This window comes from Cohnella sp. SGD-V74, from assembly GCF_003001675.1.
GTDB lineage: Bacteria > Bacillota > Bacilli > Paenibacillales > Paenibacillaceae > Cohnella.
Genome location: NZ_PVYW01000018.1, coordinates 137,270 through 162,424 on the forward strand (window position 1 = coordinate 137,270; position 25,155 = coordinate 162,424).

The window sequence follows — 25,155 nt, forward strand, 5'->3', positions numbered from 1 at the left end:
ATGCCTTATTCCATCGCCTGAAGAGGTTGCTAACTGGGGAATCGTTAGCATAGGCGACTACCTTACTTAGATGGCTGAAAGGTCACTGGGGACAATAGCATGGTAGTAAAGCGGAAGTTCCAAATAACCGTGAGCATGGTACGTTCCGCGAGCCTAAGCATCGCATGGTCAAAGCTTGATTGCCTGAATCCTAGAATCGGCCCGAAACAGCAGGGAGCCTCATACCACGGTTGAAATGAGGTTCACACCATGATTGCGAGTATTCCCTCTCCGTATTCGCAAATCCCCTCAAGGTGTGCAGGCGCAATAAGCGCGTCATGGTTCAAACGGGAGACCTAAACGATGCCAGTGGAATTTGGAGGAACCTAGGATACATCGCAAAGAACGCCATTGTTGGCTATTAGGGTCATGTAGAGGACTAAACCTCTACCTCTGAGTCCTTTGAATATCTGTCGCGGTGTACGGAGCTGTCGTAGTAGTCTGAGGAACCTGAAATGACAGGTAAAGCCGTAAATGGATGCAGGAAAACTGCCCACACACGTATGGTAGCATGCGTGACACCCGATCGAGAGATCACCTATGGGTGCTGGCGAAGGACGGCAGGTTAATTGTGATATGAGCCAATTGGAGGTATGCGAAATGCAGAATGCTGAAATGGTGCTCAGTATCACTGAACACAAGGCAAGGACGGATGTGTCTTATACATTCGACCGAATTTACCGTAACTTCTTTAATCCTGATTTCTTCCTGAAGGCATACTCAAATAAGTATGCCAAAGAAGGAAACATGACAAGTGGTACTGATGGGTCTACAATAGATGGCTTCGGACTTGATCGTATCTCTAACGCTATCGAAGCTCTGAAGTCGGAAAAGTACCATTTCCATCCCGTCAGACGGGTCAACATCCCGAAAAAAAATGGGAAACTTAGACCTCTTGGGATTCCGGCTTTCATGGATAAAATAGTTCAGGAAATCGCAAGATCATTCCTCGAAGCCATGTATGAGCCCCAATTCAGTAACAATTCTCACGGATTCCGCCCTAACTGCAGCTGCCATACCGCCCTTAAACAAATCAAGCGGGAATGGACTGGGGTTAAGTGGGTAATAGAAGGGGATATCAAAGGTTTCTTTGACAACATCTCGCATGACCTTCTCCTCGACACTTTAAAGGAGAAAATTAAAGATGGGCGTTTCATCGAACTTATTCGTCGTATGCTTAAGGCTGGTTATATAGAGGACTGGAACTTTCACAATACCTACTCGGGTACACCGCAAGGTGGAGTGATTAGTCCTATCCTCGCAAACATATACCTAGACAAACTAGATAAATTCATCGAACAGGTGATTATCCCCAAGTATCAGACGGATAGAGCAAGAAGAAAACCTAATCTTAAATATGTGAACTCGCTTCATAAAATGAAGCAGTTGTCAATCAAGATCGATTCGCTGGACAAGGATAACATAGATCGCCGCCAATTCATTGTGAAGTATAAGTCCCTAGCATCGGCCAGACGTAAAATGAGTTCGGTCGACCCGATGGATCGGGAGTTCGTACGGATCAAGTATGTTAGATACGCTGACGACTTTGTTATTGGTGTTATTGGGAATAAGGAACTGACCGTCACAATCCGTGACGAAGTTTCCTCCTTTCTCAAAGAACAGCTTAAGCTCGACTTGTCTGCCGAAAAGACCCTAATCACCCATTTTAACGATAAGCGAAATCCAGTGAACTTTCTTGGATATGAACTCTACACTGGTGACGATGACACAGCGGTGACAACCAAGAAAAATGGCATCGTCGCCCGAAATATCAATGGCATTGTCCGGTTGAAGGTTCCTGCCAAGGCTGTTCATGAGAAGCTGTCTCGTTTCGCCACTAAAGGGAAATCAATTCATCGTGCTGAACTGATGGGCTTGGACTTAGCAGAGATAATCGTCAAATACGCTTCAGAAGTCAGAGGGCTGTATAATTACTATCGACTTGCTGACAACGTGGCTTATCAACTTGGTAAGTTTAAGTTCTTTCATGTGTACAGTCTCGCAAAGACCATCGCAGCAAAAATGAAAATTTCCGTTAGATCAGTATGGAAGAAATACAAAGTGGATGGCACAATCGGCATCATTGTTGACAACAAATCCTCTGGTAAGCAACTGACTTTCAAGTACTACAATGAGGGTTTTGCCAAAAATGACTTTGTCGCGAACGCCAATTCAGACGTAGACGTGTTTCCCCGCTCCACAAAAGTTCAAACTGTCCGAAGTGGTATTATCAAGAGACTACTAGCTCACAAGTGCGAACTATGTGGTAAGGAAGATTCCGGACTAACGCTTGAAGTCCACCATGTTAGGAAACTAAAGGATCTTAAAAAGAAGTATCGAGGATCTAAGGAGATTCCCAAATGGGTATGGCTCATGTCTACTCGTAATAGGAAAACCCTTGTCTTATGTAAAGGATGCCATGTAAACCTTCATGCCAACAGGCTCTGAAAGGTTTTGTGTTCAGAAAATTAGCTGAGAGAGCCGTGTGCGGGGAAACTTGCAAGCACGGTTCGTATGGGGGAGTCGGGAAAAGTGTTGTCGAAAGGCAATAACTCGTCCGTCTCCTACCTAGCGGCGAAGCCCTTCTCATGATCGCACAAGCCTTACAAGGACCCAATCGCAATGTCATCACGTATGGCAGTGAAATTGAAGCAGGTAGGGCAGAGGAGGCGAGCCGAGTTTTGGATCATGTGATTCATGACGGCTACCAGCGCGTTCGCGCGGAGGCAAAATTTAGTCTCCTCTGGCTGAACCCGCCATACCAAACAAATGTAGACGGTGAGCGAGCAGAGTTGTCTTTTTTGCGTGCGCTTACGGATTTCAAGAAAGGTGTACTTCAAAAGGGCGGATTGCTGCTCTTCTGTATTCCTCAGTATGTGCTGACGGATACAGCAGGTCTATTGAGCGGCAGATTTCGGGATATTTCGGTCTATCGCTTTACTGATGAACACTACGACAACTTCAAGCAAGTGATTGTTGTCGCACGGTATGAGCGAGCGCCTCGCGGGGAGCAAACACGAATGTACAGAGCGCTGCAGACGCTCGGAAATGGGGATCGAACTTTATTACCCACGCTTGAAGAGGTCGCTCCATTTATTGTACCTAGCGCTCTTTCAACGGAGCCTCCCTACTTTCGGCGAGATGCGCTGGATGTCGAGGAATTGAACAAAGATCTGGAGAGTTCTTCGCTATTTCAGGAGATGAGGAAGAGCTTGGTACCAACATCAAATGAAACTAAGCTCAAACGCCCTATGCTGCCGTTGAAGCCTGCTCACATGGGCATTGCCCTCGCTGCAGGAGCAGTTGGCGGGAACATGGGAAGTCACAGTGCGCACTGTTCCTAGTGCACAAACTACTCAGAAATGAGTAACAAAGACTAGGGGATTCTTATGAATCTAACTATGTATCCGAGTTGGTAGGGGAAGTACCTACTTAGAGCTGAAGATCGGCGACTCTACCTTGAGACTCCGGCATGCAGATATCTCTGTCAGATACCTGTATGGAGCCCGGTAAAGGCGGAATTTTCCTTCCTGTGATGGATAGGGAAATGCGGGGGGCTATAAATTCACTATGCCTAATCACCATATGAATCCACGTTTGTACGGCTCGTAAGCCCAAGTACACCGAACCAGAAGGTGTATGCTCCTCAGGGAGTCCAGCCGCGGAGTTGTTGTTTGTGGTCTGCAACTCTGTATCACGACATTAAGTCATGATGTTCTGCGTCCACCGATCGAGGACAACTGAATGACTGGCGGGTCAAAGTGGAGGGCTAAGGTGAAGATGAAAAGCTAGGATACATGGAACAGTGGAACCTTGATAGAAACTGCTAATGGCGGCAGAGCCAGATGTTTCTAGTCGGTAGGAAATGACCGACCAAATCAGGGGGCATCAGCCCGTAGTAGTCCGAGCTAGGGAAAGCCTAGTACATGGCGAAGGGGCATAGTCGTGATTAACAGCAAAAGATTCCTTAACTGTTGAGGAAGCCGTTGTGCATACCTGACTAAAGCCAAAGGCAATCTCCGAAAGGAGGTGGTGCCAATGGAACAAAAATTCAACAATCCGAACAATGAAGCAGAATTACGTTCAATCCTTGACCAACTGTATGAGCACGCTTCAACATCATGGGCCGCTGGTACCCGACCAAGGGTAAAAGGGCTGCTCGAAATAATCACAGCTGACGCTACCATCCTGACAGCAATTCACAGAGTGAAGGCTAATCAAGGTGGAAACACTCCCGGTACTGACGGTCAAACAATGAAGAGGGACATCCTTCAGATGGACGCCGAACAAGTCCTTCCGAGGGTTAAAAGTTTACTTCAATGCTATCAACCCCAACCTATCCGAAGAGTTTACATTGATAAACCGGGTAAGGTTGAAAAACGACCCTTAGGTATACCTGCTATCATTGATCGGATCGCACAGGAATGTATCAGAATGGTCATCGAGCCGATCTTAGAAGCTCAGTTCTTTAACCACTCATATGGTTTCAGACCAATGCGAGACGCACATATGGCAATCGGGAGAGTCGCTGACGTTATCCATAAAACAGGGTACCACTGGGTTGTTGAAGGTGACATTAGTAACTTCTTTGATAACGTAAACCATTCCATACTGATTAACAAGCTATGGAACATGGGGATTCGAGACCAAAGAGTGCTAATGATAATCAAAGCGATCCTAAAATCAGGCATCATGGGCGAAATGGAATCCAATGAACTTGGCACAGCCCAAGGCGGTATCATCTCCCCGTTGCTTGCAAATGTATACCTGAATATCATGGATGAATGGATTATCAGAGAGTGGGACAGAAAGAAAACTCGTTCGCAATACAAACGAGGGTTCTCCAGAGGCAAGGAAATGATGCTTCGAGACATTACGAAGGGAAGATGCAAGCTTAAACCAGCATTTCTCATTCGTTATGCCGATGATTGGATACTCGTCACACAATCCAAGAAGTCTGCTGAAATGTGGAAGTCTAGGGTGGCTAAGTATCTCAATACTAATCTTCGATTGAAGCTCTCCGAGGAGAAAACCCTAATCACGAATGTTGAGAAGAAGCCTATTAAATTTGTGGGCTTCAACTTCAAAGTAGTGAAGGGTAAATCCAAAAAGGGGTTTATTTCGAGGATCAGACCAAACCCGGCACGTCTCCAAAGTAAGATTGATGAAATTCACCGGTTCACTAGAAAAATGAGGCACATCCCCAACAAGGATGCTCTAGTTCACCACATCAATGTGTTGAACAGCAAAATACGCGGGGTCATTCAATACTATGAACCCGCCACTTGGGTGAATATCGATCTAAGGAAGTTCGAGAGAAATCTAGCATGGGCTGCGTACCTTTCCTTAAAACGAAACCATGCTGTTCGATGGACACCTGCAAACGAAACGCAAAATTTGCTTTCTGTCCATTCTGAATACATCTCTGGCATCCCGGCTATCGAATACCTTGACCGTAAAGTTGGGGTCACTTCACTCAAGTTCTGCAAATGGAAGAATTCGAAGCTTAAAAATCCATTAGAAACCCCATTCACCTCGGAAGGACGTAAACTCTACACCGAGCGAACGGGAAACAAATCTACGTTAGCCAGAGCAGATGAATTGATGAGCCTTCATTACTCGCTCGTGATCAGAAGCGGCAGAAAACGTGGACGCGGTGGAATCTACAACTTCGAATTCTACTTAAACAGAGCATATGCTTTCAACAGGGATAAGGGACGATGTAGGGTCTGTGGCCGAGAGGTTCATCCTCCAGACATTGACATCCATCATATTGACCCAAATCTGCCCATTGATCTGGTCAATAAGGTAAGCAATCTTGCTACGCTTCATAATTCCTGTCATGAGTACATTCATAATGAAGTCGAGCTCAGCCAGCTTGGACCAAAGATAAGAAGCAAAGTTCTTCATTTTCGTGAGAAAGTTAAGGGTCTTTTCGCGGTGGAGCTGCAACGCTCTAATCACGATGGAGCGCCGTATGCGGTAAAAGCCGCACGTACGGTGCGAAGCGGGGGAAAATGACTCCTAACCTCTCAATGAGGAAGGATGATCATTACCTATCGCTATTAATTAGCGGTGTAACGAAAAGAAGAACCGAAACGGAGAAAATGACCGATGATGAGGGTAAGTTCGTCGGTACGAAAAAGACTGATTTTTTTTCTTCCGTCATTCGGGTATTTACCAACGAGTACGGTGTAACCGACTTAAAGTAACTGCGCAGGCAGGATAAGAAAAAATCTTATCCTGCTTTTGTTTTTTCATCATCATCAAAGGAGACATTATCATATGAACACCGAGAAGGATTTTGAGCTGAAGATTACGTTAGTAGGGAAAGTCATTGAGGTAACGGTTCACTTCCTGATTTGGGACTGGGGCGGCAAAGGAACACGGAATTTGTATTTTGCATCTTTTGCAGGTCTGCCAGAATCTGTGAAGGCGGTGTCGGCTAGCCTGTTGGAGTCATATGAAGCTCAAATGAATCGTATTGCGTATTCGAGATGCAACGGTGAACCATACAAACGGTTAATGAAACCGATTGGACTTGGAGATGTCGCACATGGCTGCATCTATAACCAATTCTTCGAGCTTTCTTCTATTGAACAGGTGAATGACCCTGAGAAGCATAATCGCGCGCTTCTCATTGCACCTGAAGGGAATATGGAAAAAGTCGTTGCAGAACATGTGATTTGTAGATTCGGATTTCCGCGTGAATGGGAATCCGCCTACTATAATATGTTCCAAGACTACTGCCAACCATTATTTGTTGAGGTTAATCCGAATTTTATGAAGTGGAATAAGGTTCAAGCCCTTCTGTTCAAAGCCGACGAAAAGCAAGCCATAGAAAGATTAACCGAGGCGTTGAAGACAAAGAAACTGCTTATACCAGAAAGTGATGTGGTGGGCGAGTTCAATCCGGAGTGGTCCATGTCGGAGTATATGCTGAACAACGCAACCCATCTGGCCGAGAAGTTGGCGGATCTTAAACCTCGTCATTCATTTGACCAGCCCATTGATCCGGCTATCGCAGATATGCTACGAATTCCATTTCCAACACAGGCCCATGTGATCCAAGCCATCGTAAACACAGTAGATTGTGCGGACAGTGAGTCACCCATCCTTGGTGGCGATATGGGTTCGGGGAAATCAATTATGGCTGGGGGCGCTGCGCATGTTATGCACCAACGGAAAAAGAGGCGAACGGGAAAGTCAGGAATGGCGGTCTTGTTGTCTGCTCCCGCAATCACGCTGCCAAAATGGAAGAGTAAGGAGCTACTAAAAACCGTTCCAGACATTGAAGTCAACATCATCCGGAGCGGGAATGATGCTTTAGCTTTGCTAAAGCGTGTTCGGCAGGGGTATAAGCCTAAAAAACTTGAGTTTACCCTGGTGGGCATAGATAAAGCAAAATTGGGTTCTGAGATTTATTTCGGAGGCATCTGGAAGCGTATGTACAATGTACCTCTCGAAGATGAATTGGGTACTTTTGAATATGCTTGGCATTGTCCAGGATGCGGAAAGCCCATACTGGTCCCACTGGATGAAGGTGACGATAAATCCGAATTAGTACCAGCCCCGTGGGACACATTCGCCGATGTTCCAATGGTTTCAGCACAAGAGCTTGAAATTGCGCGGCGACAAGGAGAGCTACTACCAAATGGGCTTCCAAAAGGAATAAAAATCAAGTGGAAGCGTCACTCTAAACTCCCAAAATTCTGCGAGCATTCCTTTCCCTTAACAGGTGTAGATGCAACCAGGGAAGGGAAAGAGGAAAATCCGGATCGCATATGCGGAGAAAGACTGTGGCGACCAGCGATCCACTCTTTAGGTGAATCCAGGAATCGATCGCGTGTAAATATCAGTCAGGTACTAAAGCGATTGAAAGGATATTTTGCTCTTTACATCTGCGATGAAGCGCATATGTGTAAGTCAGAAGACAGTGGTCGAGGCGACGCCTTTGCACAAATGGTAAAGTCGGCAAAACGAACACTTATGTTAACTGGAACGATTACCAATGGCAAGTCGACGTCTATAAAGGAGTTGCTTTGGCGGACGGATCCGCGTTCTTTGCTTGAAGCAGGCGTGGATTATCAAACTGGCTCAGTTGAGTGGGCGTCGAGATTCGGTAAGCTGGAGCAGGTTATCAAAGAGGAGGGTGGAGACGAAGGTGTTATAACGCGAAGAAATAAAAGAAGTGTTCAGACCAAGGAGGCCCCAGGAATAGCGCCGCAGCTCACAGCGCAATTTCTGCTACACAAGTCGGCTTTTCTTGAACTTCCGGATCTCGGGTTACCACTTGTAGAATTGAAAGAGTACCCCGTATTCCTCGACATGGATGAGGGGCACGGTGAGCATTATACCAAATTTCATAACACACTACATGAAGCATGCAAAAAAGCGAGTGGTGCTTCGGGTACGCCGGGAGCTCGGTCAAAGTTTAATCCGGCCACGCTCATGTATTCTGCTCGTCCTGACCAAGAAATGATCGTAAGACTCGGACAGTCAGCGTATACAGCACCTGCACTTGGAGATGGCTCGATGCTCCATGCCAAAGAAAGATGGCTTGTCGAAACTGTCCAGAGTGAACTGTCCGAAGGTAGGCGCTGCATCATTTTTAATCAGTTCACCGGTTCGTATAACATGAACGAACGCGTTGAAGAAATTCTTCAGCGGATGGGTGTTCGATGTAAAATATTGAATGAGCCTAATACTGAGCTTCGGACACAGCGATTGGCTGAATATGAAGCAGAAGAATATCCGGTAATAATCTGCGCCATGAAGCTTGTTGAAGTTGGTCTTGACATGATGTATTGGCCAACCATCATTTATAATCAATTAAGTTATGAAGTGAGTACAGTCCGGCAATCGTCTAGGCGAGCATGGAGAATCGGACAAGATCGCGAATGTCGGGTCTACTACCCGATCTACAATCGTTCGCAGCAAATGAAACAATTCATGCATATCATGAGCGCCCGCGGCCATGCATTGATGGTAGAGGGTAGGCTTGATAAATCAGAACTAGCCTCTTTTTCTATCGATTCCCAGTCTTCGTTGGCTAGAGACCTAGCATCTTGTTTCGCCGGTGCAGATGTCGCAAAAGCGTGGACTACACTCGCCGCGAAGGAAATGGCCGGCATTGAAATGATCGCAGAAGCGAATTTTAAGGACGTGCTTTCCGAACGGATGCAACGATTGGCTGACGAAACGCTAAAACTGTGTGGCATTGACCCTGCTCAATGGCATCAAGAAAGATCTAAAAAACCAATCATTAAGGAAATTGGCGAAACGAGAACAATCGACCTAATGAATGATCTTCTCATCAGGCAAGAAGTACAAGCAGAAACTTCAGCAACAACGCGAATTTTGTCGAACAATGTCATCAACCTAGAGGAAGAAATCAGAATATTGACTTTCGCGGAGCTGATTATGGATGAGCCAAGAAAGATATTAAAAAAACAAATTCCTACTCACGAAAATCAGCTGATGTGGGATTTTGGGTAAGAAGTTGGACCATGAGCCTAGGTTGGCTCATGGTTCTTCTTTGTTTGAAATGAGTAGATTTCTCCAACTAATCTAGTATTTGAGGTATAATTTGATTTAATTCTTTACGATATTAGGATTTGGTATCGTACTCTCAAAATAGACAATGAACGGAGGAGCAGGCATGACGAATATTGGTAGGAATGATCCCTGCCCGTGTGGAAGCGGCAAGAAATTCAAGCACTGTCATATCGGTGAATCAGTTCATACGGAACCTTCATTACAAGAGATTCAACTTATGAGGGACACCACTTTGGAAAACCTACTAGCTCAAATCGAAATATACGACAATGAGGGAATGTTAAACCATTTTCCAAATCACCAAACACTTATTCGAGAATTAAGAAGTGCAGTTAAAGCGGCAGCGCAGGTAGATATAGTAAGGAACCCCAGTCACATACCAGGCAAGCAAATTTATAATCGTGAACATCTCGGGAGATTGGGGAAGATCGTTTTCGCCTGGAGCATTCCAGCAGTTGAGCATCTGATTGAAGTAAATAACCTACAAACACAAAATTTTTATGTTGCGGATTTAAATAAGTTTGTTAATTCTTCGGCTCTTAAACAAAAAAACTAATATATGCACGATCAAATACTAACCCAATTTACGTGATTGAATACAATATAGCTCATACTATCGAACAATGGGCAGTCGACGGAAACCATAGAGTTGCAGCCCGATACCAAAATGACTCTTCATCGAAAATCGAAGGATATCTTCTTCCTCCTGAATTGCATATTAAGGCACTAATGTATGATTTCATGCGGGTCGCATACACGGTTAGGACGAATATTAATCGGGCTTTTGACTACCAGAACGGATCTCAACCAATACCAGTAATGCTCCCAATGACATAATGTTGAAGTTAATGCTCGAAATACTTTTCTAATTCTGGAGTAGTGATGAGTTGGAGGAAACCGCGATTTCTCGATAATTTGTCCTGATCGGGATGATTGCTGGTTATAGTGGAGTTCGAAATTAATAAAGTAGATAGCAGGAGTTGAAGCAGAGATGAATCAGCCTGTTTCTAAAGAAGAAATGAATAATCAAATAATTCAGTTGCAAAGAAAATTAGAAGCGATCATCTCAAGAAAAAATACACTACTGGAGTTATGTGAATCCTACGATCGTGTATCAAAAGGAGCACGCGACGTTCTACTAGCAGGACGTTGCAGGCTTCTTGATGGAGTATGTGGTATAGTTGCCGATTATATCGATTTTCCAGAGAAATATTTAATTGCTATGATTACTATTTTAGGTGATGTATCCGATTATGTTCTGATTAAGAATTTTGAAAGTGCTGCAAATGCAATTGCATATCTAAAGAAGCGCCAGTCTGGAAGTGCTGCGTTTCTGTCATTGGATCGAGTTGTTGGAAAAACCATTGATGATACAGTTCTTCAAAAGGCTATGCGGACAAAAGGATATTTGGGGAAAGCAATTGAACTTGTTACAGTAGATGAGGCGTATCTGCCGGTATTCAACCACTTACTCGGTGATGTTCTTATCGTTGAAGATCTAAAAGCTGCAAATGAAGTCTCCAACAAGACGAAACAACGATGCAAGGTTGTGACACTGGAAGGGGATGTAATTGGTATCGACGGTGTCTTAAGGGGAGGGGCTTTCGTAAAGCCGACGACACATCTGTTATACAATAAATCGCTAATTCGCAATCTTGATCAAGAAATCAAAGAAGTCGAAACACAATTGCATAGGTTAAGAGATAGCTCCAAAGAAGGCATAATAGATTGAAATTCATGACGTCTCGTCCGGGCTGCGCAGCTGAGCGGCAACAGCCAACAGGGGCTCAACTGGCTGGTCACTTCCTAATCTGGATGAAGCCGGGCACATCCGAGTTGCAGAAAGCGGCAGGAAGCGAGGAGCTGCAGCTCGCATACTGGTTCCTTTGAATGAAACCTACGTCTCCGTGCGATCCCCTTGCCACAAAAGCAGTCATCTTCAGCAACTGCAGACGAAGTCACAATAAGCAGGATCGTCAACTTGCAGCCTGACAGAAACGTAAATGATTCTTATAATCTGCTACGTCTTATCAATCCCCAAAACCTACTAGCCAAAGTGGTTCAAATTTTTTCTAAAGGCCAATTACAATGATGTAAAGGTAAGGCTTTTATCTTCAGCTTTAGATATGTTACAATCACATTAGAAACCGACTGCCTCTGGCATTTAAGCAAAAATCACACGCCTATGATTGCGGCTGCTTATCTCGAAAACCTTTATTGGTGATCGAAAGCATCGCTCAATCATGGGCGTTTTACATATAGAGATATCTATAAAAGACGGCACTTTTTCCGCAATGAAGCGGAAGGATTGTCGTTTTTTTATTTCATGAAAAGGAGCTAAGCGGCATGAACGTACTTGCATTTGTGGAAGAATTGGAGTCCGTAAAGATCGATAGCCCTAAAAATCTCATCCGAATTGAGCAAGGGTTAGCTCTTCTTGATGATCTCCTATTTCTAAGAAAGCCGGTTATCCAAGAGCTATCTGCATTTCACACAGTTTCTTTGGAACACATGGAAGAGCTGTACGAAGAACTGCGGTACTTTTACACAATTGACAACGATGAGGATTTTTACGAACTGTTTAATGCTTATTGCCCGATTATGGACCTAAACCGAACACACGGAATGTCAAAGATTGTTTCGGATTCTAAGCCGCATGGCATCCGGAAAAGGAGACTTATTTAATGAGTAGCTTTTTTAGCCTTTCTTACAATGAACTAGATGACTATTTATGTATGTTGTCAAACGTCATCATGGTCAAAAAGATGATGGAGTTTGGGTTTTCGGTTGATCCGAGCTGGAAAGTAGGGGATCCAATCCAATCTTACTTTCTCAAAGCCTTATTTGGAGAGTCCATACAGGAAAACATGGATAAATTCGTGTTAACTGGGCCACTTTCTAGAAAAGATATACATGACCTGAGAGCACTGCTAAAGAGTCATGCCTTTTCGGATGAGTGGACAGAGACTGAATTTAAGGTGAATAAGCTAGGGGTTCAATTTGAATTTTCAACCCATTATCCTAAACTTCATTTGATGTTCGAGGATTTTGTGGAACTAGCTAAACTCTGGAATGAGTCGATAATGACAAGGAAGGTGAAGAGGTATGCAAGAGATGAACGAAAAAAGAACAAGGTTAATATTGGATGAATCCGGGCGTACTTTCCCGATTGTTGAACGGGAATTAAACGGTAACATCATCAATAAATATTCCGTTAACCCAGCCGATCTCATGCGTTTGATGATTAAAAATGCAGATGATTGGATGATTTTCGAAGCATTTACAGCCAGAAGTGAAGGGCCTTATAACATATTCGACAGTCTTTTTTCCTTCCTTGATGAGCAAAGCGATAAGAACTATGGAGAAATTTGGTTCAATGAACTTCTCAAGCATATGAGAGATTCTGCTTATTCCCACACCAAGAGAACGTATGCTTATGATTTCTCTGAGCTACTTCGTGTGATGTGTAAAAATCTAACTAATACAGAATTGGATTCAGACGCATATCGACGTCTATTTCAAGGGATTCTTGCTAAGGCGGAAAACGTATTGGATCCAGAGGCTGTTGCAAAGTTGGCGAAGCACCTGCTGGAATCTGTTCAATTTTTTGATTCACCAAACATAGGGCTGGTGCAATCGATATTGGATACGATTTTTAAGTATGTTCGCACACATGAGAGCATTAATGAAATGTGGACGTTTCTTGCGGAGAGAGTTTCGCAAGAATCGGTTATGAATTATGCTTTGGCTCATTTGGACGAACTGGTAATCAACACGCCCATTCTACCGAGCAATTGCATATTTTACTCGAAACGACGGCAAGAGGAGATCATCGCCATACGAGTACACAAGCAAATGATAGATGTAAATCTTATTGGCACGGAGTATCCTTCTGTTGGGCACCCAGCATTAATTTATGTGTTCAAATTGAAGAAGGAGAAACCTGGCATAGAGGCATTCCTTTTTGCAGTAAAAGATACCGTGATTACTGAGAAAACGCTCCTTTACCGATATCCTTATTCCAATGTTTATGGAAACGGGAAGTGTTGTTGGAGTACTTTTCCCAACATTGATAAGGTTCGGCAGCTAGAATCATTTCCGGACATTTTTATGAATGGAGAACGAAACTTTCATCTTTACCCAAAAACCGGAGATATGGATTACCGTGCAATCCTCACCTTGATGAGTGGTCGGGAGTTCGAAGATCAATTGCTCGTCTCCCTAGACGTAAACATCGGGGAACTCTTAAAAATTGAGGACTAAGGAATAGAAAATTACACAATAAGGGAGGGAAACCCCTCTTTATTTGGGGTGCCTAATAATGAGCCAATCTGATCTATTTGCATTGCTTGGAATTGAAGTGGAGACAACACAGTCGTCCACAAAATCAAAGGATAAGAAGAATGTTGATGTGAAGTCAACCGCTTCGAAGGCAACCACAGCACAAGCTCGAAAGTCAGAAACTGCAAAGCAAAAGTACTCCACGCGCGAAGGTATTCGGAAAATGCCGATTCCAGTTCAGGGTTGGACGATCCACTACGCTACCCACACGTTTGAAGTTGAACATTATGCGAGGCAGCTGGTGGATATGGGGGATGAAACTCCTTTGGAAAAGGTTAAAGATGCTTTGTGGACAAAAGTGCCAGAAGACGTTCGAGCTGACATTCTGAAGGCGAGAGAGAAACAAGAGAACTCTAACGACAAGGTTCAAAGTGAAACTGTGGAAGAGGAAGACAATCTTGATATTGATGAGGATTCCGGTGAAGTTAGGGAGAAGAATATTGCGAAAAAGGAAAAGAAACCTGAAGACCTTTACGATGGAGATATGACGATCGCAATGATCGAACAAGCTTTCGCCTACGACTATTTCGAATTCGCATCGTCAGAAGCCATTTCATGGAGGGTTGACCGAGAAAATAAGCGTCTGTTTCCGGCTGTAACAAACGGAAAGTGGGGCGCATATTCGACAGGAACCAGGCGATTGTATTGGAAATGGCAAGATTATCTCAAAGATACCGACAAACCTCCAATTGGGGTTGTTGCTGGTAGGCAAGGTAGGTTATTTGACGTCCGTGAGGATGACTTCATGCGTATCGTAGCGCCTTCGCAGTTAATTAGGGAGCTCGATATACCACCAGAAGGATTCCATTTGAACTTGGACAAAATTCCAGGGGAATTTCTAGTCCAGACGGTAGCGTTTTTCAAACACTTTGCACAGCAGGAACCTCCAGTTGAAGCGGCGGTCTACATTACTTGGAACAAGGAAAAGCATTCGTATGCACTCCATTGTCCAAGACAAAGGGTTTCTTTGGCGGAAGTCAGGGCTGATTTCCCTCATTTTTTGGACGATCCGGACACGAGGATTGTTGTCTACATTCATTCACACCATCTCTGGCCAGCGGACTTTTCGGGACAGGATGATGCTAATGATAAAGCTTTTGCCGTATATGGCGTCATTGGTAGGTTAAACTTACCGATGATTGATATGCGCTTTAGGGCAGGTTTTAACGGCCAGCATTACGAAGTGTCGGCAAAAGAATTGTTCGATTTTTCGGATGTAACTTACTCAGATCAATTTCCACTCGAGTGGCTGGCTTGCGTTGAGCGGGAATAGAGGAAAAAGGGGTCCATTATTGGACCTCTTTTGTCTACAAAGGAGGTTGTATTCATGCCAAGCGAAATTAAATTCCCCACAACGCCAATATACCAATTCACGATCGTCGGTGCCGGCGCAAATGGTAGCCACTTTTTCCGGGGGTTGTGTCAAGACCTTCGTACGCACAGCAATGCTAATCAGAATCATTCTGAAAAAAGGTACATCTTGGATCACATCATGTTGATTGATGGGGACAAGGTGGAAGAGAAAAACTTGGGGAACCAACTCTTCGAACCGGAGGAGATTGGAGAGTACAAGGTGACTTGTCTTGCGGAACGATATGGCAGCCACTACGACCTAGAGGTCTTTAGGCATGCCGGTTATATCCAGGATGCTCAGCAGCTCGCTGAACTCATGCCGGTGAATACGTCGAACCGCGGAGAGTTCATACCCGTAATCGTTGCCATGGTCGACAACAATGCTACCCGGCAGATCGTAGACACGTATTTTCGTGACTCAAGCGTCCAGACGTTAATCTACATCGATGCTGGCGTCCACGCGATCCAAATGGAGCGGGGACCAGGAGGGATGGTCGGTCGAGCCGATACTGGGAACAACGGACAAGTGGTCGTGGGCTTCAAGTATCGGGGCGAAATTATCATGGAACCCGTTACTGGGGTTTACCCCGAGATCCTGACCGATACAGATTCAAGGGTTCCTGGATGCGGCGCAGTTGTGGAATCACAACCTCAAAGACTTATGTCTAACAAATTTGCCGCCCAGATCTCTAACAACCTGGTAACCAGCTTGCTTTCTGAACGCGCTATTCTCATCCATCAAGTGCATTTTGACGCGAGACTTTGCGGCTCACGCGCCACCTATGTGAGTCAAGCACAAGCTTCCGCCTTTGATCACCTGATTGGGGGATAACTATGGAGACCAATGCGTGCAAATGGCCATCAGCTGAACGTATTCAAATTATCAAAGTGAATCCTCCGAATCGTTATGGGGATTATTCGTTCAAATGCCTGTCGCTTGAAGGGGAAACCACGACAATCGCTCGATGTGACATCATTTTGGATGATGAGGCTAGACTGATCGAGGAGCTTGCAGGGATCTTCCTGCAGCACAAAGTTCCGCCGCGCTCTCCAAGATACGGTGTCATTGTCAGGGCGCTGCTGAAGAACCGCGTCCCGTATGTCTCCCTGTTGAAGCAGCTTTTAAAAGAGAAGAGAAACTTATTTCAATTGGAACTGAACTTCTAAAATTACTAGACGGGAGAGGGCTGTTTTTTTCGGCCCTCTGTCTTGATAAAAGGAGAAAAAAATGGGAGCTCAACCTATTTCAAAATTTAACGTCATTCCAGTGTGTAAAGCTGACTTCGCGGGTTCCTACTGGGGTAATGGTGGGAATGCACCCTCTGAACAAGTCCAAACGGAATTCACGGTGGCATACCTATTCGGAGGTGTAGGTGGCGGAGCGATTGGCGTTCAGCGCTCACGAGGCCACTACAAAGGAACAGTGGGGCGATTTAGATCGCTCTGTAGTATTGACGCGGATCCGATCGCGAGCAAGAACTACGAAAGACTGACTGGTAATAAAGGTACAGGCAAAGTCATAGACCTCTTCAGTTATAAACAGTACGTTGCTTTTCATGGCAAGCGACCGCCGGCAGATTGGAAAGAATGCACACCTTGGGATCTTTGGGAGGCATTCGGGTACATTGTTCCGGATCTAATTTTGACCAGTCCGCCATGTAAAGGGTTCAGCGGATTGTTGCCGGAGAAAAGCAGCAAGACTGCGAAATATCAAGCACTGAATCAGCTTACCATTCGTGGACTGACTCTCACGCTAGAGGCATGCGAACAGTACGGTGATGCACTTCCTAAAATCATTGCCCTTGAAAATGTACCGCGGATCAAAACTCGCGGGAAAGAAATATTAAAGGAGATTGTAGATTTACTAAAAAGGAAGGGATACGCAGTCACCGGTTATGACCATGACTTAGGGTTAACCGGCGGTCTTGGCCAAATCCGGAAAAGGTATTTGCTTGTCGCGCGTTTAGAAAGAGTGATGACGAGCTTTATCTTTAAGCCGGAACAGAAAAAGCACAGAACGATTGGAGATGTTCTGGGTAATTTGCCCCTGCCTGGTGATGTGATTCACGGTGGTAGGCTTAATCGGCTTCCCAACCTTTCGTTCAAGACGTGGCTGCGGCTTGCTTTGATTCCTAAAAAGGGAGATTGGAGAGATCTCAATAAAATAGATTGGTGGAATTACCGATTAACACATGTCCCGCGTGGTGGAGGAGCTTGGGGCGTCCAGGATTGGGACGAGCCATCAACTGCAGTGATTGGGAAATCAAGAGTCGGAGGAAGCAATGCCTCAGCCGTTGCGGATGTCCGTATTGGCCACTTACCGCGTGCAGGTGCATATGAAGTTGGAGATTGGGAGAAGCCATCTCGAACGGTGACGGGTGCTCAGGGTGTAGGAACAAGCAATGGATGTTCGGCCATCTCGGATCCTCGTTTTCAAATCAATGAAGGTAACGGAAAAGCAAACTTGATGCGCATTATGCAGGTCGACGAACCGGCAGCATGCATCACGGGCAGCGCGGGGCCAACCAATGGTGCAGCGTGCATTGCGGATCCGACGCTAAAGGAGAGAGCAAGCAGACACCCAGCCGTCTACAAAATTGTATCTGTTGATGACCCTGCTCCCTGTGTCACGGGAACGAGGCTTGGTAGCGGTCAGTTTGCGATCGCTGATCCCGGAAAAGTCAAAGATATGTATCCTGGTGGATATGGGGTAAATGATTGGCATGGAGTTTCGGATACGATCCGGAGCCAAGGACGTGTAATGAATGCGCCAGTCTCGATTGCTGATGTTCGATTGCCGTTGCCGTCGTGTGGTGGGCGGTACACGAATAAATGGCAGATGGAAGATTGGATGGGGGTAGCTGCAACGATAACTGGAGCTCCTGACATTCAAAGTGGAGCTCCTAGTATCAATGACCCGCGACTTACGTGCAATCCTCGTGCAGGCACTATGGGTGTCATGCCCGCAGATGAGCCTGCAAAAACCATAATTGGCTCAGCTGATATTCACGCTGCAACCAGTGCTGTGGCGGACGATTGGTTCTCGTTTGAGGATCTATCGGGAACGGGTGAACCAGATTCAGAGATTCCTGCAGATGACGATAGGGGAGTATTTATCATTCTTTCAAAAGACGGGACCTGGCACAGACCTTTAACAACAATGGAACTCGGTGCGATCCAGACGCTTCCAATGACACTGCCAGATGGAACTCCATTTGACTTGGTAGATTGTTCGGAGGCAAAAGCGAGAGAATATATCGGAAACGCAATTCCTCCAGATGCTGCAGAAGAGGTGGGTAACGTTTTTCTAGATGCTTTAATGATAAGCAGCGTTGGAGAATTCACGATGGGTTTTGAAGAGGTTTGGGTACATCCGCATGATGATGATGAGCGGACATATGCCATACTTATGCAGTAGTAAAGCGAAAAACACTCCAGATGATTCTTCATTCTGGAGTGTTTTTTATTTATTTCTTTGTATTCGATTTTGTAGTAGCCACCTGGAGTTTCGCTAGGTTTAATTCCTTGATTACGTCGCTAGTGGCGGGAGGAATCTGGAAGTCCAAGGATACACGCTGGCCAGAATACTTGGATCGAGAATTTACATTTACCGTTCTACCCTTTTTAGGGCCTATCCACAGCGCTTTTGCCATATAATCGCGCTCCTTTCCAGAAGAATTTACTAGGTTCTATTTAATTTTAGCACAGTTTCAGGAAATTTGTCCACGTGGCCTAAATAGAGTAGATTAGCCGTTGCTGTAAAGAAGGCTTCCTGTTGTTTTATCGTGATCGCATCCTTCTTCATGACAAATACGATGTAAGCTAATCGAAAATTTCCACTGTTCCGTTGAAAGAGAACATAGTCCACTGGGTAGTTTTCATACTTGCCCGGCACGATGTTTGGCCGATCAGCGAAAGTCTTCTTACCGGGATGTCGTAGGGCAGCTTCAATGATATGAATATCGTTTTCGTTTAAATGCTGGGAGGTGCTTACAGAAGTAAATGCTCTATCATTATTCCCTTCAACAAGCCAATAGGATCGGAACTCGTGTTCCTTCAGGTTGAGCAGGGAGGCGACTCCGCTATTAAATGCATCGAGAAAGGTATCAACGGCTGCCAATGCACTATCGGATCCGGGCCGCTCATCGACAGCGGCAACTGCAGCAGCCATTTCTGAAGATGCAATCCATTTAATACGGTTGTCGGTAAATGGATAATATCCCTTAAATCCTTTGTAAATCAGAAAATATAAGAAAACCAGAATGGAAGATAGACCCGCAAGCCAAACGAATTCAACAGAAAAGCTCAGACTAAAAAAAGTCCACTTTGGAAAGTCACCCGGAGGCGGGGTAGCAGAGGAATCAGGTATCATCTTAACGATCCACTTAAATGGCCAAGCCATAAAATCGACCACACTATCGAGTACACTCCCGGTAATCGATGCAACCAAGCGATCTCTTATCACCTTTATGATAATGAAGGTGAACAAAATCCCGAGAAAGGATAGGAACCCCCTTAACGCCCACTTTAGAAAACCCGTCACAATTGCGCCTCCCTTTTTACCCATACTGAATATCATAGAATATATTGGGAGATCTGCATAGTATCCTTTCATTTATTCTTTACTACTTGGCCTCTGAAACGTTGTAACATAAAGAACACGACCAGAAGGAGCTTTTGTCGTCTGTTTTCCTGTAATTCTGGGTTGGTTCCTATCAGTTTTTTTACTTTGTATCTTCTTCCGGAAGATCCTCATAATACGACTCCTTTCATAACAACTATTAGCATCAGTATGCCCGATCAAACGAAGTAGATACATAGCGTAGGGAATAATAAGGTAGCAAGAAGTTACAGTGGAAAGCAGGTGTTGAAACAACATCGTTATGTGATATAATTATTTCAAATTCTGGTATAAATCCTTTTCGCAAGATATAAGCCCTATGGGCCGATTTTTTAACGAGAAATCGTTAAGGAGACGGCATGTAGGGCTTTTTTTGCGTGCCAGAGTAATACAAGGGAAGGTGGGTTAAGATGGAGCAATGGAGTGCTACGATAAAAATGCAGTCGAAATACACCCTCGTATGAAATAAAATGAAAGCAAACGAGGGGACGAGTGACAATGAACAGATACGACAAGGCATTTAAAGAAGAAGCAGTCAGATTGAGCGATGAGATAGGCCCCAGGAAAGCCGCCGAGCAGTTAGGCGTAGCCTACTACACTTTGCAGGGATGGAGAAAGCAAAGAATCCTGCACGGCGACGGGGCGCATACCGGGAGCGGACTCACTTCTGCCGATAAGACTGTGCGAGAAATTGAATTAGAAAAAGAAATAGGCGAGTTGCGCCGTGCCAATGACATTCTCAAGGACGCACTCGGTTATTTGCAAAAGACCGGAAGCGGTAAAAGCACGTCAGCTCTATGCGTACATCCGTGAACGACGGGATAGATGGCCCGTCAAGGAGATGTGCGAGGTACTTGCTGTCAGCGAATCGGGCTATTACCGTAGCTTGAAGCCTACGCCCAAACAGGAGCGGCAACAACGCCTTCTGGTCAAAATCAAAGACATCATTGGAGAACATGAAGACAACAGTAATTACGGCGTCCAACGTATCCTGCTGGCGCTGTCACAGATAGAGATTACGACCAGCTACAGCACCGTCTATCGCATCATGAAGAAGCATGGGCTGCTGAAGAAAGCGAAGCGTCATCCGAACGGCATTACGCGCGAGGATGCCGCAGCTCAAAAGAGCGAGAACCTGATTCAGAGAGACTTCAGATCCTCAGCACCTAACCAAAAGTGGTTATCGGATATCACCGAAGTCCCTTGTTCAGATGGCAAGCTATATCTGTCCGCCGTACTGGATTGTTTTAACGGAGAGATCGTAGGTCTCGCCATGGACGACAATATGCGCAAGGAACTCTGCATCAAAGCTTTTGAGAACGCTTGTAGAGCGAGAAATGCTCGCGGAATGATTTATCACAGCGATCGGGGCAGCCAATTCACGAGCCATGCATTCCGAAAGAGTCTGGCTAAACGAGATGCCATTCAAAGCATGAGCGGCTCAGGGCGTTGCTATGACAACGCAAGGATGGAAAGCTTTTTTGCTACGCTAAAGAAAGAAAAGCTGTACAAGATCAACACGGAGCGCTATCCGATGACATATATTCAATCGATCATCTTCAGATACATCATGGTCTACTACAACAGACGGCGGATCTACACCTCTAATCCAGGGGGCTGGCCCCCAGCTATTTATCGCGAAAGAATGCTGTCACAAGCAGCTTAGCAGGGATTTCTGTATGTGGGTGTTTTCAAACTGCACTTTTTTTGACAACTCCACAAGTAAAAAAGAATTACCACGCAGCACTGACAACTTTGAAGGATCTAGACCCTTTATTAAAGGTGTTAACACGGAATAAGGAAGAGGGGCACTGGTTTTGGATTGCAGTAGTTGCACCTATTAAGGCACTTGGCCGACTGATGAAACGTCTGAACATTGCTGCACTCCTCAAAGCAGTCAGTGGCATCTCAATTCCAGTCGCTGGTGTTGCAGGCGTAGGAGTAATAAGTGCCGAGAATCACCTGCCAGTTTGGGCAACGATCGTCATTGTTACCGTTACAGGAGCGGGGGTTTACTACTTGTTGATGATTCCTCATATCAACAAGATGATTATCCCTGGCAACCCTGAGTTCCACTTGGGTTTATTCAAAAAGAAAAGAAGGGAAGAGTACGAACGATACTGGGAGAGAATCATGTCACTGAGCGATTTCAACTTCGAGGGCCTTCAAGATTTCGTGGGTTCTGTGTTTGGTGTTCAAACGATTGAGCTGAGCAGGTTAATTCAACGCCTTGAAGCTGAGATTGCGGAAAAGGATCTCCAAAATAAATCGTTTGAGGCCAATCTTGTTGAGTACGAGCAGGAAATAAAACTGTTTGCTCAGCAGCAAGAAAAAGCGGATGCTGCGCTTGCCTATGTATCTGAGGTGCTTAAGGAATTGAATATCACGTTGTATCGATTCGTAAACAAACGTATGTCTTTCAGCGACCTTACCTTCATTTCGGGGATTACGATCTATAGACAGAAAGATGACCGGCTCTATAAAATCGCAGACGAACGCACCACTGGCGTCAGCCCTGATATTGTGGATATCAACGATTCGGTATACGAGAACTACTCAATGATCGCTGCGGTCAGAGCTGAGGTAGACAAGCCCCATTGGGTGAATCCGTATCCGGGACACTATGTCGTTTCCAACCGGATGAGAATGATGGAAGGGGAAGTATGGCTACTGAATTTCCACTTCGATGAGAAACGCAATGAAAAAGCATTGTCGCTACTTCTACCGTCTGATATGATTGAGATAAGAGAAATCTATCGAATGTTTCATGTACTCTGCTTGATTCTGCAGCAAAATGAAGCACAAGAGAGGACAGAAGAAGGAGGCGCTCATCATGAGCTTGCTTGAACGTAAAACGAAAAAGGTCCACGCTGTCGCATTTGCTTCACAAAAGGACTTGAATGACGCTCGTCGAAAGCATCGTGATGAAGTTCTTAGGAAGGTTTCTGAGAATGAAACGAAGCGCTTGGTCGTTATTTCGAACAGCAATGAATAATACATTCTCTCATTTGGAGTAGATTAATGACTCCACGTTAATACAATCAGAAAAAATAAATAGGCCGACTCCTTGTTTGGGGACGGTCTATTTTTAATTAATATAGATTGGATTTATCGTTTGTCACAATTCGAAGAACGAGTGAAAGGGTGGACATAATGTTTTCTCCAGAGGGAAGTATATCTGGCTATGGCATGATCAGAAAGCTAGATCAGTTAGGCAGAATCGTCATACCGATCGAAATATACCGATACACAGGGATAAAGCCAAATGAGGATTCTGTAGAGATTTTTTACGATGAAGTTTCGAAAGAGATTGTATTAAAACACTATACGGGTTCAGGTTGTATGTTTTGTCTATCTATTGACCATATTCATGTCTATAAAAATAAGATCATTTGCGAAAGTTGCTTAGGCGAACTGAGTGGAATAAACGCAAATTGGGACCAGACGGGAAAGCAGATTCAAAAAGTTTTGGGTGATTCCCAAGAGGGGCAGGAGTCTTCTGAATTTGCCACATTATTAAGCAAGAATCGATCCAACAATATCAACGAGAGAAGTACAAGAAAAAGTAAGACTGATGATTCAATTTTAAAAATGATGGCAATCCTCCAGGAGAACCCGAAGATGACTCAGAAGGAGCTGGCAAACCGTCTAAAGTTTTCTCAAAGCCGTATCAGTCAACTGAAAAAGCTGATTCGATCGAGATATCCGATTTGACATAGACAAAAATTGCTTTTTCGTCGACAAGAATAAGGGTTAGCTATTCAAGATACGGGGGAAACTATCAGTATTAAATCTGATAGGGGGATGTTCAATGACTGATCATGATCATTCAAATCTGTACCGGTTCCTACGCAAACCGAATTCGATAGTCGAGAAATCGATAAAATTTGGGATGGAGGAAAGAAGAAAGCAGAGAGAAGAAATTTTGCTGAAAATAGTAAAGAGGGAAAATAGCCGGCAATCTCATGGCAAAGATAGTAACTCCCCAAAGTGAAAGAATTGTGCTATAATCAGCTTAATCATCAATCACACCTTAACGCAAGATAGAAGCCCTAGTGGCGGAATTATTTCGAAGGATACTCCTTCCTATGATTCCGGTTCGCTAGGGCTTTTTTTGCGTTCGGTTCAGTAGATTATGGAAGGAGTGAAACATTTATAGTGTTCTTTACCACTTTTATGGGAGCTTGGATTTACCGTGACAGGCTTAGGTGAAGCATAAGTAACGTAAAGTCTTGATTTAATCAGGAGGTTAACGATATGAAAACAATTAATGTCATAAGGAAAGACGGGACATTGGTATTGAAAAAAATGGGAAACAGCATGGATGTAATAAATCTTGCTACAGCATTCCAAACTGACCGTATCAACCATGATGGCGATGTAACGGAAATAATCCTTAGAGTTTAAAAGAAGATTATCCTATCTGATCTGATTAATTACAAAGTAAACTTTGTAGCATTTATCAACAACCATAATATGAGGAGGGAGCCCCTCTGCCATTTTGGCGCTGGGGGGGTGATCCCGGCATATCTATGGCATGGGCGAAATTATGAGCAAAGTACAATTGATGAAAGCAATTTATAAAATGCAGCAACTCCAAGCCTTGAAGAAACACACAGTTGTTGGGAAGCTGCTGAGTAAATAAGGGTAAGTGAGGATTTTATTGCAAGAATTACGAGATAAAGAGAAAGAACGAGGGAGCGGAATTGTCGCGATTCTCGTTCTTTCTTAATTCAAAGGAAATCAAACGACACTTAACCGGTAATGGACAGATCGGGCAGCTTCAGCTTCTCTGCCGCTTATGGTCATCTAAGCCTAGCGACAAGCTGATACAGACCGCCCTCACTAATAACCTATTTTCAGGAGGATATACTAAATGAACACAAAATTCTATTCGAACGAGCAATTACAAAATGGAAAGCCTGCGGAACTGATGGCCACATTTAATGCGCCTAGTTATGATCATCTGCAGGTCGACGTTGAGACAAAGGGTACTGTTGTGCTAAATACCGTTTTCGGGATCGTAACACTATCGATCATTCCATACGGCACCGGGGAATCTGGTGGCTGTATCGACATTAAATACCATGGAGAAAAGTTTAGGACCTCTATGATCGGATTTAAGGGCCATAGGGATGAACGTGTAAAGGATGCTGATTTATATAGCTTTGACCTTCAAAAAGCTAACTCTTAATTCTTAATTGCAAATAACCACGAAAAGAACGGGGAAGCGGGATTGCCGC

The 25,155-nt window shown here is 44.6% G+C and carries 20 protein-coding genes and 1 pseudogene; 20 read left to right on the plus strand and 1 reads right to left on the minus strand.

Annotated elements, in window-relative coordinates; translation table 11 throughout:
* Positions 1-639 precede the first annotated feature (639 nt).
* The 13 genes and pseudogenes from B0G52_RS25000 (at position 640) to B0G52_RS25065 (ending at position 18,709) form a co-directional block, all read left to right on the plus strand.
* On the plus strand, positions 640-2,487 hold the full coding sequence (locus B0G52_RS25000; protein WP_094048338.1) for a reverse transcriptase/maturase family protein: 1,848 nt from the start codon (positions 640-642) through the stop codon (positions 2,485-2,487).
* 137 nt (positions 2,488-2,624) lie between these two features.
* Positions 2,625-3,383, plus strand: a pseudogene (locus tag B0G52_RS25005) (DUF6094 domain-containing protein); the annotation flags it as partial.
* Positions 3,384-4,077: 694 nt separating this feature from the next.
* Positions 4,078-6,060 carry a group II intron reverse transcriptase/maturase gene (gene ltrA / locus B0G52_RS25010; RefSeq protein ID WP_094048342.1) on the plus strand — a complete coding sequence of 661 codons (1,983 nt, stop codon included), beginning with the start codon at positions 4,078-4,080 and terminating at the stop codon, positions 6,058-6,060.
* A 264-nt stretch (positions 6,061-6,324) separates the two neighbouring features.
* Entirely contained in the window at positions 6,325-9,537 is a 3,213-nt protein-coding gene (locus tag B0G52_RS25020) for a helicase-related protein (protein ID WP_094048346.1), read from the plus strand.
* A gap of 163 nt (positions 9,538-9,700) precedes the next feature.
* A complete protein-coding gene (locus B0G52_RS25025; protein WP_158223856.1) occupies positions 9,701-10,153 on the plus strand; it encodes an SEC-C metal-binding domain-containing protein in 453 nt (150 codons plus the stop codon).
* Positions 10,154-10,588: 435 nt separating this feature from the next.
* Positions 10,589-11,329, plus strand: coding sequence for a hypothetical protein (locus B0G52_RS25030; protein WP_094048350.1), 741 nt, complete (start codon positions 10,589-10,591; stop codon positions 11,327-11,329).
* Between the two features lie 614 nt (positions 11,330-11,943).
* The gene (locus B0G52_RS25035) at positions 11,944-12,282 is read left to right on the plus strand and encodes a hypothetical protein (protein ID WP_094048352.1); all 339 of its coding nucleotides are present in this window, start codon (positions 11,944-11,946) and stop codon (positions 12,280-12,282) included.
* Positions 12,282-12,746, plus strand: coding sequence for a hypothetical protein (locus B0G52_RS25040; protein WP_094048355.1), 465 nt, complete (start codon positions 12,282-12,284; stop codon positions 12,744-12,746). Before B0G52_RS25035 ends, B0G52_RS25040 begins: the two co-directional genes overlap by 1 nt.
* Positions 12,712-13,860: a hypothetical protein gene (locus tag B0G52_RS25045; RefSeq protein ID WP_158223857.1), complete on the plus strand. Its 1,149-nt coding sequence runs from the start codon at positions 12,712-12,714 to the stop codon at positions 13,858-13,860. The genes B0G52_RS25040 and B0G52_RS25045 overlap by 35 nt, the downstream gene beginning before the upstream one ends.
* A 58-nt stretch (positions 13,861-13,918) precedes the next feature.
* On the plus strand, positions 13,919-15,211 hold the full coding sequence (locus B0G52_RS25050; RefSeq protein WP_094048359.1) for a Mov34/MPN/PAD-1 family protein: 1,293 nt from the start codon (positions 13,919-13,921) through the stop codon (positions 15,209-15,211).
* A gap of 54 nt (positions 15,212-15,265) precedes the next feature.
* On the plus strand, positions 15,266-16,123 hold the full coding sequence (locus B0G52_RS25055; RefSeq protein ID WP_094048361.1) for a ThiF family adenylyltransferase: 858 nt from the start codon (positions 15,266-15,268) through the stop codon (positions 16,121-16,123).
* Positions 16,124-16,125: 2 nt separating this feature from the next.
* Positions 16,126-16,458, plus strand: a complete 333-nt coding sequence (locus B0G52_RS25060; protein ID WP_094048363.1) for a hypothetical protein — start codon at positions 16,126-16,128, stop codon at positions 16,456-16,458.
* A 61-nt stretch (positions 16,459-16,519) separates the two neighbouring features.
* Complete coding sequence (locus B0G52_RS25065) at positions 16,520-18,709, plus strand: DNA cytosine methyltransferase (RefSeq protein WP_094048365.1); 2,190 nt, start codon at positions 16,520-16,522, stop codon at positions 18,707-18,709.
* A gap of 264 nt (positions 18,710-18,973) precedes the next feature.
* On the opposite strand, the gene B0G52_RS25075 is transcribed toward B0G52_RS25065, so the two are convergent.
* The gene (locus tag B0G52_RS25075) at positions 18,974-19,834 is read right to left on the minus strand and encodes a hypothetical protein (RefSeq protein WP_094048369.1); all 861 of its coding nucleotides are present in this window, start codon (positions 19,832-19,834) and stop codon (positions 18,974-18,976) included.
* 576 nt (positions 19,835-20,410) lie between these two features.
* On the opposite strand from B0G52_RS25075, the gene B0G52_RS25080 reads away from it, so the two are divergent.
* From B0G52_RS25080 to B0G52_RS25105, 7 genes are all read left to right on the plus strand, one after another.
* Positions 20,411-20,725 carry a transposase gene (locus B0G52_RS25080; protein WP_198960721.1) on the plus strand — a complete coding sequence of 105 codons (315 nt, stop codon included), beginning with the start codon at positions 20,411-20,413 and terminating at the stop codon, positions 20,723-20,725.
* A complete protein-coding gene (locus B0G52_RS25085) occupies positions 20,643-21,578 on the plus strand; it encodes an IS3 family transposase (RefSeq protein WP_233163035.1) in 936 nt (311 codons plus the stop codon). The genes B0G52_RS25080 and B0G52_RS25085 overlap by 83 nt, the downstream gene beginning before the upstream one ends.
* Positions 21,579-21,667: 89 nt before the next feature.
* Complete coding sequence (locus B0G52_RS25090; protein WP_094048373.1) at positions 21,668-22,759, plus strand: hypothetical protein; 1,092 nt, start codon at positions 21,668-21,670, stop codon at positions 22,757-22,759.
* Positions 22,746-22,907 carry a hypothetical protein gene (locus B0G52_RS35685; RefSeq protein ID WP_158223858.1) on the plus strand — a complete coding sequence of 54 codons (162 nt, stop codon included), beginning with the start codon at positions 22,746-22,748 and terminating at the stop codon, positions 22,905-22,907. The genes B0G52_RS25090 and B0G52_RS35685 overlap by 14 nt, the downstream gene beginning before the upstream one ends.
* A 158-nt stretch (positions 22,908-23,065) precedes the next feature.
* Entirely contained in the window at positions 23,066-23,626 is a 561-nt protein-coding gene (locus B0G52_RS25095; protein WP_094048375.1) for a winged helix-turn-helix transcriptional regulator, read from the plus strand.
* Between the two features lie 543 nt (positions 23,627-24,169).
* On the plus strand, positions 24,170-24,319 hold the full coding sequence (locus B0G52_RS35690; RefSeq protein WP_158223859.1) for a hypothetical protein: 150 nt from the start codon (positions 24,170-24,172) through the stop codon (positions 24,317-24,319).
* Between the two features lie 469 nt (positions 24,320-24,788).
* Complete coding sequence (locus tag B0G52_RS25105) at positions 24,789-25,106, plus strand: hypothetical protein (protein WP_094048379.1); 318 nt, start codon at positions 24,789-24,791, stop codon at positions 25,104-25,106.
* Positions 25,107-25,155: the final 49 nt, after the last annotated feature.